Annotated in this window: 10 protein-coding genes; 5 read left to right on the forward strand and 5 right to left on the reverse strand. The window is 65.8% G+C overall.

Translation table 11 applies throughout. The features are described 5' to 3' along the window. The first annotated feature begins 21 nt into the window (after positions 1-21). Entirely contained in the window at positions 22-906 is an 885-nt protein-coding gene (locus L6639_RS39090) for a 4-(cytidine 5'-diphospho)-2-C-methyl-D-erythritol kinase (protein WP_237866756.1), read from the forward strand. Positions 907-1,047: 141 nt separating this feature from the next. Here the strand turns inward: L6639_RS39090 and L6639_RS39095 are convergent, their stop codons facing one another. The 5 genes from L6639_RS39095 to L6639_RS39115 all read right to left on the reverse strand — a co-directional run bounded on the left by L6639_RS39095 (position 1,048) and on the right by L6639_RS39115 (position 5,790). Next, positions 1,048-1,920: an alpha/beta fold hydrolase gene (locus L6639_RS39095; RefSeq protein ID WP_237866757.1), complete on the reverse strand. Its 873-nt coding sequence runs from the start codon at positions 1,918-1,920 to the stop codon at positions 1,048-1,050. Further along, positions 1,913-2,545 (reverse strand): LysE family translocator, encoded by a 633-nt coding sequence (locus tag L6639_RS39100; RefSeq protein ID WP_237866759.1) that lies wholly within the window; start codon positions 2,543-2,545, stop codon positions 1,913-1,915. Before L6639_RS39100 ends, L6639_RS39095 begins: the two co-directional genes overlap by 8 nt. 44 nt (positions 2,546-2,589) lie before the next feature. Continuing rightward, on the reverse strand, positions 2,590-3,852 hold the full coding sequence (gene fabF / locus L6639_RS39105) for a beta-ketoacyl-ACP synthase II (protein ID WP_237866760.1): 1,263 nt from the start codon (positions 3,850-3,852) through the stop codon (positions 2,590-2,592). 1 nt (position 3,853) lies between these two features. Further along, a complete protein-coding gene (locus tag L6639_RS39110) occupies positions 3,854-4,369 on the reverse strand; it encodes a winged helix-turn-helix transcriptional regulator (RefSeq protein WP_237866762.1) in 516 nt (171 codons plus the stop codon). 413 nt (positions 4,370-4,782) lie between these two features. After that, on the reverse strand, positions 4,783-5,790 hold the full coding sequence (locus tag L6639_RS39115; RefSeq protein WP_237866763.1) for a polyprenyl synthetase family protein: 1,008 nt from the start codon (positions 5,788-5,790) through the stop codon (positions 4,783-4,785). A gap of 131 nt (positions 5,791-5,921) precedes the next feature. Between L6639_RS39115 and L6639_RS39120 the strand changes: the two genes are divergently transcribed. The 4 genes from L6639_RS39120 to L6639_RS39135 all read left to right on the forward strand — a co-directional run bounded on the left by L6639_RS39120 (position 5,922) and on the right by L6639_RS39135 (position 8,330). Next, positions 5,922-6,149: a putative signal transducing protein gene (locus tag L6639_RS39120; RefSeq protein ID WP_057757173.1), complete on the forward strand. Its 228-nt coding sequence runs from the start codon at positions 5,922-5,924 to the stop codon at positions 6,147-6,149. Further along, positions 6,142-6,909 carry a tRNA1(Val) (adenine(37)-N6)-methyltransferase gene (locus L6639_RS39125; RefSeq protein ID WP_237866764.1) on the forward strand — a complete coding sequence of 256 codons (768 nt, stop codon included), beginning with the start codon at positions 6,142-6,144 and terminating at the stop codon, positions 6,907-6,909. The genes L6639_RS39120 and L6639_RS39125 overlap by 8 nt, the downstream gene beginning before the upstream one ends. Before the next feature lie 216 nt (positions 6,910-7,125). Beyond that, entirely contained in the window at positions 7,126-8,034 is a 909-nt protein-coding gene (locus tag L6639_RS39130; RefSeq protein WP_237866765.1) for a S49 family peptidase, read from the forward strand. A 104-nt stretch (positions 8,035-8,138) separates the two neighbouring features. Beyond that, a complete protein-coding gene (locus L6639_RS39135; protein ID WP_212297600.1) occupies positions 8,139-8,330 on the forward strand; it encodes a hypothetical protein in 192 nt (63 codons plus the stop codon). The last annotated feature ends 76 nt before the right edge of the window (positions 8,331-8,406 follow it).

The raw sequence follows: 8,406 nt of genomic DNA on the forward strand, positions 1-8,406 counted from the left end.
AGTTCTGGGGGCGTATCGCCGATGCCGGCGTTGATTGAAGAAGGGCGCGCGAAGGTCAATTTGAGCCTTCGCGTGGTCGGCCGTCGTGCCGACGGCTATCATGATCTCGAAAGCGTGGTTGCGTTTGCCGATTGTGCCGACCGACTGACGCTGGAGCCGGGCGGTGAGCTCAAGCTCGCCACCACAGGGCCGCTCGCGGCGGCCTGCGGCGAGACCTCAGACAATCTCGTGTTCAAGGCCGCCAAGCTGCTGGCGGACGCGGTGCCGAATCTGAAGCTCGGTGCCTTCGCGCTCGATAAGGTCTTGCCGGTCGCGGCCGGTATCGGCGGCGGCTCGGCCGACGCGGCCGCGGCGCTGCGCCTGCTCGCGCGTCTCAACAATTTGCCGCTCGACGATCCCCGCCTTCAGAAGGTCGCGCTGGCAACCGGTGCCGACGTGCCGGTATGCCTGCTCTCGCGCGCCTGTGACATGACTGGCGTCGGCGAGCAGCTGTTGCCGCTGGCGTTGCCGAGCATGCCCTGCGTGATGGTCAATCCGCGCGTGCCGGTTGCGACAAAGGACGTGTTCAAGGCCCTTGGCCTGCGCAATGGCGAACTCCTGGTCGGGGCCACCTCGGTCCTCGGAGCTCCGGCCTGGCCGGAAGAGGGCGCCACCATTGCAGACTGGGTCGACGTTCTCGAAACGGTGGCCAACGATCTCGAAGCGCCCGCGATGCGCATCGAGCCCGTGATCGGCGACGTGCTGAGCGCCTTGCGCGACTCGACCGGCGTCAAGCTGGCGCGGATGTCCGGCTCCGGAGCGACGTGCTTTGCGATATACGGTGCGCCCGCTGACGCGCATGCCGCCGCAGAGAAGATTCGGCGCGACCACCCCGGCTGGTGGGTGCATGCGGGGACGCTGAGCTAAGTATTTCCCCGGCGACGGTCTCGTAGGGTGGGCAAAGCGACTTGTCCGCCGTAGCTCGAAGAGCGAAGGCGGAAGCGTGCCCACGCATTTTTTTGCGATTGAGAGAGGCGGGGGCACGGCGCAAGGGCGCCTTTGCTCACCCTACGGTAGCTCGCCAAGCCCTAGAAACTGCCTGATCTCACCCAGCACTTCTTCCGGCTTGTCGTGTTGCAACCAGTGCCCGGCACCGGCGATGGTTGCGATGCGCGCCTGCTGGAAATAGCGCTCCAGGCCCGCTGAGCGCGCGCCGGCGAGAAAGCTTTCGCCAGCGTTCAACAGCAGCGTCGGGCACGTGATGCGCGACCACAGCGCGATGTGATCGTCCGGCCAGAGCCGGTGCGGCGCCGAAACGCGCTGGTAGGGATCGAACTTCCAGCTATAGGTGCCGTCCTCGTTCCGTCGCGCGCCATGCGTGGCAAGATGCAGCGCGAGGTCGCGGGTGAGGCGCTTGTTGTGAAGCACCATCTGCGCCGCGGCATCCTCGAGCGTCGCATAGCGGCGCGCCGTTCGGTCGTGCAGCCTGTCGAGCTGGCTGACCCATTTACCGATGCGTTCATGCGTCGGCGGCTTGGGTGAATCGGGTAGCATCGTCACGCCATCGAGCACGACGAGCTTGTCGACCAGTTCGGGGAACGCCCCCGAGAAAATCAGGCTCACCATGCCGCCCATCGAATGGCCGATCAGCGTCACGCGCGGCGCTGCAATGCTGCGGACGAGCTGGACGAGATCGTAGACATATTCGGTCAGCGCGTAGCTGCCGCCTCTGGTCCAGTCGGAATCGCCGTGGCCGCGCAGATCGGGCGCGATCACATGGAAGTGCGGCTGCAGCGAGCCGGCGATGGCGTCCCAGCTCCGGCAATGATCGCGGCCGCCATGCACCAGGATGAGCGGCGGCGCGCCCGCGTTGCTCCAATCGGCATAATGCAGTTGCAGGCCGTGCGATTCATAGAAGCGGCTTTGCGGGGCGCTAGCCATTTGCCGGCCGCCGTGCCAGCGCGAGCGAGAGACCGAGGCCGGCGATGAAGATGCCAGACCCCTGCGTGAGGCGCCGCATCAGACGCGGCCGCCCGATCAGTTGTGTGCGGGTTGCGGATGCCATCAGCACCACGACGATGTCGGCGAGCGTGTTCAGCGCCACCGAGATGGCGCCGAGCAGGATGAACTGCAGCGTGGGGCTCGTACCCGCCGGATCGATGAATTGCGGAATGAAGGCGAGGAAGAATGCCGCGGTCTTCGGATTGAACGCCTCGATCAGCACGCCGTCACGGAATGCGCGCTTGTCGCCGACAGGCTCGCTCTCAAGCGACAGCATCCGGCTTGCACCACGAAATGTCTTGATGCCGAGCCAGATCAGATAGAGCGCACCGACGAATTTGACGGCGGCGAACAACTCGGCGCTGGCCAGGATGACCGCGGAGATGCCGAGGCCGCCGGCGATGACATGAACCAGTCCGCCCAGCGCCGTGCCGGCGGTCGAGGCAAAGCCGCCGGCGCGCCCCTCCGACAATGTTCGCGCCGCGACGTAGAAGATGCCGGGGCCCGGAATGGCGGCAATGACGAGGGCGGCAGCGAGGAATAGCCAAAAATTCGTTTCGCTCATCCTGCCTTGGTAGCGATGCCGTGCGCGATTGCAAGCCCGGTCCGCTAGCCTATGCGGCGGAAGATCGCGCTGGCGTTGACCCCGCCGAAGCCGAAGCCGTTGGAGATCGCGTGCTGCATCGGCATGGGACGTGCAGCACCGGCAACGATATCGATCCCTTCCGCACCCGCATCCGGATTTTCGAGATTGAGGGTCGGCGGCGTGATCTGGTCGCGCAGGGCAAGCACGGTGAAGATCGCCTCCAGTCCGCCGGCGGCGCCGAGCAGATGGCCGGTGGCCGATTTGGTCGCACTGACCGCGATGGATTTGTTGCGGCCGAACAGCGCGCCGATCGCGCCAAGCTCGCTCTCGTCGCCGGCAGGCGTTGAGGTCGCATGGGCGTTGAGATGCTGCACATCGGCGGGCGCAAGCTTCGCCTGCCGGAGCGCGATCTCCATGGCGCGGCGGGCGCCGTCGCCATCGGGCGGCCCCGACGTCATGTGATAGGCGTCGGCAGTGGTGCCATATCCCACAAGCTCGGCGATCGGTGTGGCGCCGCGCGCCAGCGCATGTTCCAGCTCCTCGATCACCAGTATGCCGGAGCCTTCGCCCATGACGAAACCGTCGCGGTCGCGATCGAACGGGCGTGAGGCACGCATGGGCTCGTCGTTGAAGGAGTTCGACAGCGCGCGGGCCGCCGCAAAGCCGCCGAGGCTGACGATGTCGATGCAGGCCTCCGCGCCGCCGCAGATTGCGACATCGGCTTCGCCCGCGCGGATGATGCGTGCGGCATCGCCGATCGCCTGCACGCCGGCGGCGCACGCGGTGACCGGCGTGCCCAGCGCGCCCTTGTAGCCGTATTTGATCGAGACGTGGCCGGCGGCGAGGTTGGCGAGGAACGAGGGGATCGTGAACGGCGACAGCCGGCGCGGGCCGCGTTGCTCGGTGATGCGCACGGCCTCCGCCATCGCGGGAAAACCGCCTACGCCGGAGCCGATGATCGTCGCGGTGCGCTCCTGTGCAGATGCATCCTGTGGCGTCCATTTGGCCTGCGCGACGGCTTCCGCGGTGGCGAGCAGCGCGAACAGGATGAAGCGGTCCATCTTGCGCTGATCCTTTGGCGCAGCGGCGTCGGCCGGATCGAAGCCGCCGTCGGCATCATCGGCTTTGTCGGGTACGAGACCGGCAATGCGCGCGGGCAATGCCTGCGACCATTGAGGCAGCGGGCGCAGCCCGCTTTGACCCGCGAGCAGCCGGCGCCAGGATATCTCGACACCACAGCCGAGCGGCGATACCGCGCCCATTCCAGTCACGACGATACGACGCATGTCAGTCTCCAGCCGGTGCGAGGTCCGGGTTCATAGCTTTGAGCAAGGTGAGCCGTCGCCGCATTAGGCGGCTCGCGGCAGGACCGGCAACCACCACCGCATTGGCGAGCGTGATCGGCTGTCGCTCGGCGGCGTCGACCACGACCGGATCGAGTGGCCGAAGATCGTTCCTGTCGGCCAGCAGGATGGATTCACCCTTCGGCGCAAGATGCTTGTTGCCCCAGGCGAGCAGCGTTGCGATCACGGGAAAGAAATCCCGCGCCTTGTCCGTCAGCACATATTCGCAACGCGGCGGCCGCTCCTGATAGCGGCGGCGGACGAACATGCCGGTCTTGGTGAGATGGGCGAGGCGCCGCGACAGGATGTTCGGCGCGATGCCGAGATTGCGCTCGAACTCGTCGAACCGCGTCGAGCCCTGCAAGGCGTCCCGCAGGATCAGGATGCTCCACCATTCCCCGACCGTCTCGACGGCGCGGCCGACCGGACATTCCTGGATGGAAGGCAATTTGGGCTGCATGGCGGGGAAGGTAGGAGAGTAACTTGCGAAATGCAAGTAACTATACGCGCTCCTGCTCCGGACGCAGCGCATCGCGTTTTCAGCGGTGCGCTGCAGAGCCGGGGTCCATGTTGCTGATCACTGGATGTCGCGTAGGTCCCGGCTCTGTGCACCAACGCAAACGGCGCTGTAGCGTCGTCCGGGACACGGGAGTTGAGCGACGGCTGTGCGCCGTACTCCGTCATTGCGAGCGCACATATCCATCACCGTCACCCTGAGGTGCTCCCCTCTTCGGCGAGCCTCGAAGGGCGACGGCCCGGCTGCATCCGGGCCGTACATCCTTCGAGGCTCCTCATGGGACGCATTGCGTCCCGTGCCTCGCGCCTCAGGACGACGGTGCTAAGAGCAGTGCAGATCGATAGAGCTCGCCGCGCTCAATGCGACCGTGCCAGGCAGAACGCCACCACCTGCTCTAGCGCGCTCTTCATCGGCGAGGACGGGAACAGCGCCAGCGCATCGACCGCCATGGCGCCGTAGTGCTGGGCGCGGCTCAGCGTGTCCTCGAGCGCGCGGTGCTTGTTCATCAGGCCGATGGCGTGGTCGAGATCGGCATCGCCGATCTCGCCGCGCTCCAGCGCCTTGATCCAGAAAGCGCGCTCGGAGTCGTTGCCGCGGCGGAACGCGAGCACGACGGGCAGAGTGATCTTGCCCTCGCGGAAATCGTCGCCGGTGTTCTTGCCGAGTTTGGCGCTCTTGCCGCCATAGTCGAGCACGTCGTCGACCAGCTGGAAGGCGATGCCGAGATTCATGCCGACGGAGCGGCAGGCGGTCTGCTCGGCCTTTGGGCGGTTGGCGATGACGGGGCCGACCTCGCAGGCCGCCGCGAACAGCTCGGCGGTCTTGCCGCGGATCACGGCGAGATATTCGTCCTCGGTGGTCGCGGTGTTCTTGGCGGCTGCGAGCTGCATCACCTCGCCCTCGGCAATGGTGGCGGCGGCTGCCGAAAGAATGTCCAGTGCGCGCAGTGATCCGACCTCGACCATCATGCGGAACGCCTGGCCGAGCAGGAAGTCGCCGACCAGCACGCTCGCCTCGTTGCCCCAGAGCATGCGCGCCGACAGCTTGCCGCGGCGCATCTCGCTCTCGTCGACGACGTCGTCATGGAGCAGCGTCGCGGTATGCATGAACTCGACAGACGCGGCGAGCTTGATGTGGCCGTCGCTGGTGTAGCCGGCGAGGTTCGCCATCGCCAGCGTCAGCATCGGCCGCAGCCGCTTGCCGCCGGAGGAGATCAAATGGTTGGCGACTTCAGGGATGATGGTCACGTCAGACCCAGTCCGCGACAGGATCGTGGCGTTGACGCGCTCCATGTCGGGGGCCACAAGGGCAACCAGCTCTTCGATCGACGCGCCGGGAGTTTCGAAAGGTACGATGACGGCCACGCCGGTCTCCAATATTTGCCCCGGAGGGGCTATTCTGATGGAAAGACAATAGAAACTGGACGGGGATGCGGCAAGGCCTGTGGAACCATTGACATTTGCCGCTTTCACCCCTTTCAGGCAGGAGGCTCGTCTTGCGTGAATTGGTTCGGACCAACGATATCGTGCTGGTGTCGGCGATCGGCGCGCTGCTCGACGGCGCCAACATCCATCATCTGGTGCTGGACCAGAACATGAGCATCATCGAGGGCTCGCTCGGCGTGCTGCCCAGGCGGATCCTGGTCCATGAGGACGATGCCAGCGAGGCCCGGCAATTGCTGACCGACGCCGGCCTCAGCCACGAACTGCGCGGCGATGATTGACGTCGTCACAGATCTCACCGAGGACGCCTTTCTCGGCGGCCAGCTGCTGCTCAAGCAGAAGCGATCCGGCCACCGGGCAGGGCATGACGCCATCCTGCTTGCCGCTGCGGCCGAGGCCCGCGACGGCGACCGTGTGGTCGATCTCGGCGCCGGCGTCGGCACGGCTGGCCTCGCGCTGGCCCGGCGCGTTGGCGGGATCAAGCTTTGCCTCGTCGAAATCGATCCGGAGCTGGCCGAACTCGCGCGCGCCAATGCGGCCGCGAATGCGATTGCCGCTGATGTGATCGTGCTCGACGTCACCGCCGACGCGCAGGCTTTTGCTGCCCATGAGCTCACGCCTGATAGTGCGGATTGCGTGTTGATGAACCCGCCCTTCAACGATCCCGCGCGGCACCGCGGCTCGCCGGACCAGGCGCGTCACACCGCGCATGTCGCCACGAACGAGACGCTGCATGGCTGGGTGCATGCAGCGCGGCGCATCCTGCGAACGAACGGTGTGCTCACGCTGATCTGGCGCGCAGATGGAATCGCAGATGTCTTGGCAGCGCTGTCACGCGGCTTCGGCAGCCTGTCGATCCTGCCGGTTCATGGCGACGCGGGACGTCCAGCGATCCGCGTGCTGGTGCGCGCGGTCAAAGGTGGACGGGCGCCGATGCGATTGCTGCCGGGCTTCATGCTCAATGATGAGTCAGGCGTGCCCAAAAAAGAGGTGCGGAATATTCTGGAAGGGAGAGCGGTCTTGCCGCTGGCGGAGCCGTGACGGCTTACTGGGGAAGCGATTCCGACTGCTGTTCTGGCTGGGACGTAAAGCGAATCGCCGTAAACAGCGCGCCCATCAGCATCAACAGCAGATAGATCTTCATGTCGTTTCCTCCGCTGCCTCATTGCAGCTTCCCAACTGGGATTCTGCAAAACACGTTCCAGGCACCAGCAATGACAGTCGCGTGATAAATAAGGGTTAACCAGAGGTGACGGCATGGCCGAACAATTGAACGATCGCGAGAATTCCGGCCTGGCCGACAAGCTCATGCAATATCTGCCGGCGCGCTTGCGCCCCGGTGCCGCGGTCGTACCGGTGGTGCGGCTGTCCGGGGTCATCGGCGCGGTCACGCCGCTGCGTCCGGGCATGACGCTGGCGGGCCTCGCCCGCGTGCTGGAGCGGGCGTTTTCATACCGGAACGCCAAGGCGGTCGCGCTGGTGATCAATTCGCCCGGCGGCTCGCCGGTGCAGTCGCGCCAGATCTATCTGCGCATCAAGCAGCTCGCGGCGGAGAAGAAGCTGCCCGTGCTGGTGTTCGTCGAGGACGTCGCGGCCTCCGGCGGTTACATGATCGCCTGCGCCGGCGACGAGATCTTCTGCGATCCGTCGTCGATCCTCGGATCGATCGGCGTGGTCGGCGGCAGCTTCGGTTTCCAGGATGCGATCAAGCGGCTCGGCATCGAGCGGCGCCTCTACACGGCAGGCGCCCACAAGGCGATGCTCGATCCGTTCCTGCCTGAAAACCCCGACGACGTCGCCAAGCTGAAGGCACTCCAGCGCGAGATCCACCAGATCTTCATCGCGCTGGTGAAGGACAGCCGCGGCGCAAGGCTGAAGGGCGCGGACGACGTCCTGTTTACGGGCGAATACTGGGCCGGTGAGAGCTCGATCGCGCTGGGGCTCGCCGACGGGATCGGCGATATCCGCTCAACTCTTCGTGCCCGCTATGGCGAGAAGGTTCTCACCCCCGTGATCGCGCAGCCCTCCGGGCTGCTGTCCGGCCTGTTGGGGCGGAAATCGCCCGGCGCGGGCCAGCTTTCGGCCATGGAATCAATGGCTGGGCTACCGGATGAGCTGATCTCGGCCGTCGAGACGCGGGCGATTTGGGCGAAATTCGGGTTCTAGGTTCGGCTCCCCCGCGCCATTTGGTCCGTGCTGAGCCAATTGCGGCGCGGCCCGGACTGCGCGAGAATGTGTGTGGGGGCTGAGCACTACACGAGGATCGACCGATGCCGCCGTTCGTCGCATTTGCGGGCGTTCTGGGTGGGCTTGCCGTGGTCCGCTGGGCCTACAAGACCGCACTCAGGATCAACGAGGAGCTGGAGGAGATGCGCCTGTCGCGCGTCGCGGAGGCCGCCCATATGGGGACCATCCAGACGCTGAAGCGTGACCCCGTGACCGGGGCGTATAGGCCGGGTTAGTACCCTTTTCAGGCCCACCGTCGTTCCGGGGCGATGCAAAGCATCGAACCCGGAATCTCGAGATTCCGGGTTCGAT

This window comes from Bradyrhizobium zhengyangense, from assembly GCF_022012555.1.
Classification (GTDB): domain Bacteria; phylum Pseudomonadota; class Alphaproteobacteria; order Rhizobiales; family Xanthobacteraceae; genus Bradyrhizobium; species Bradyrhizobium zhengyangense.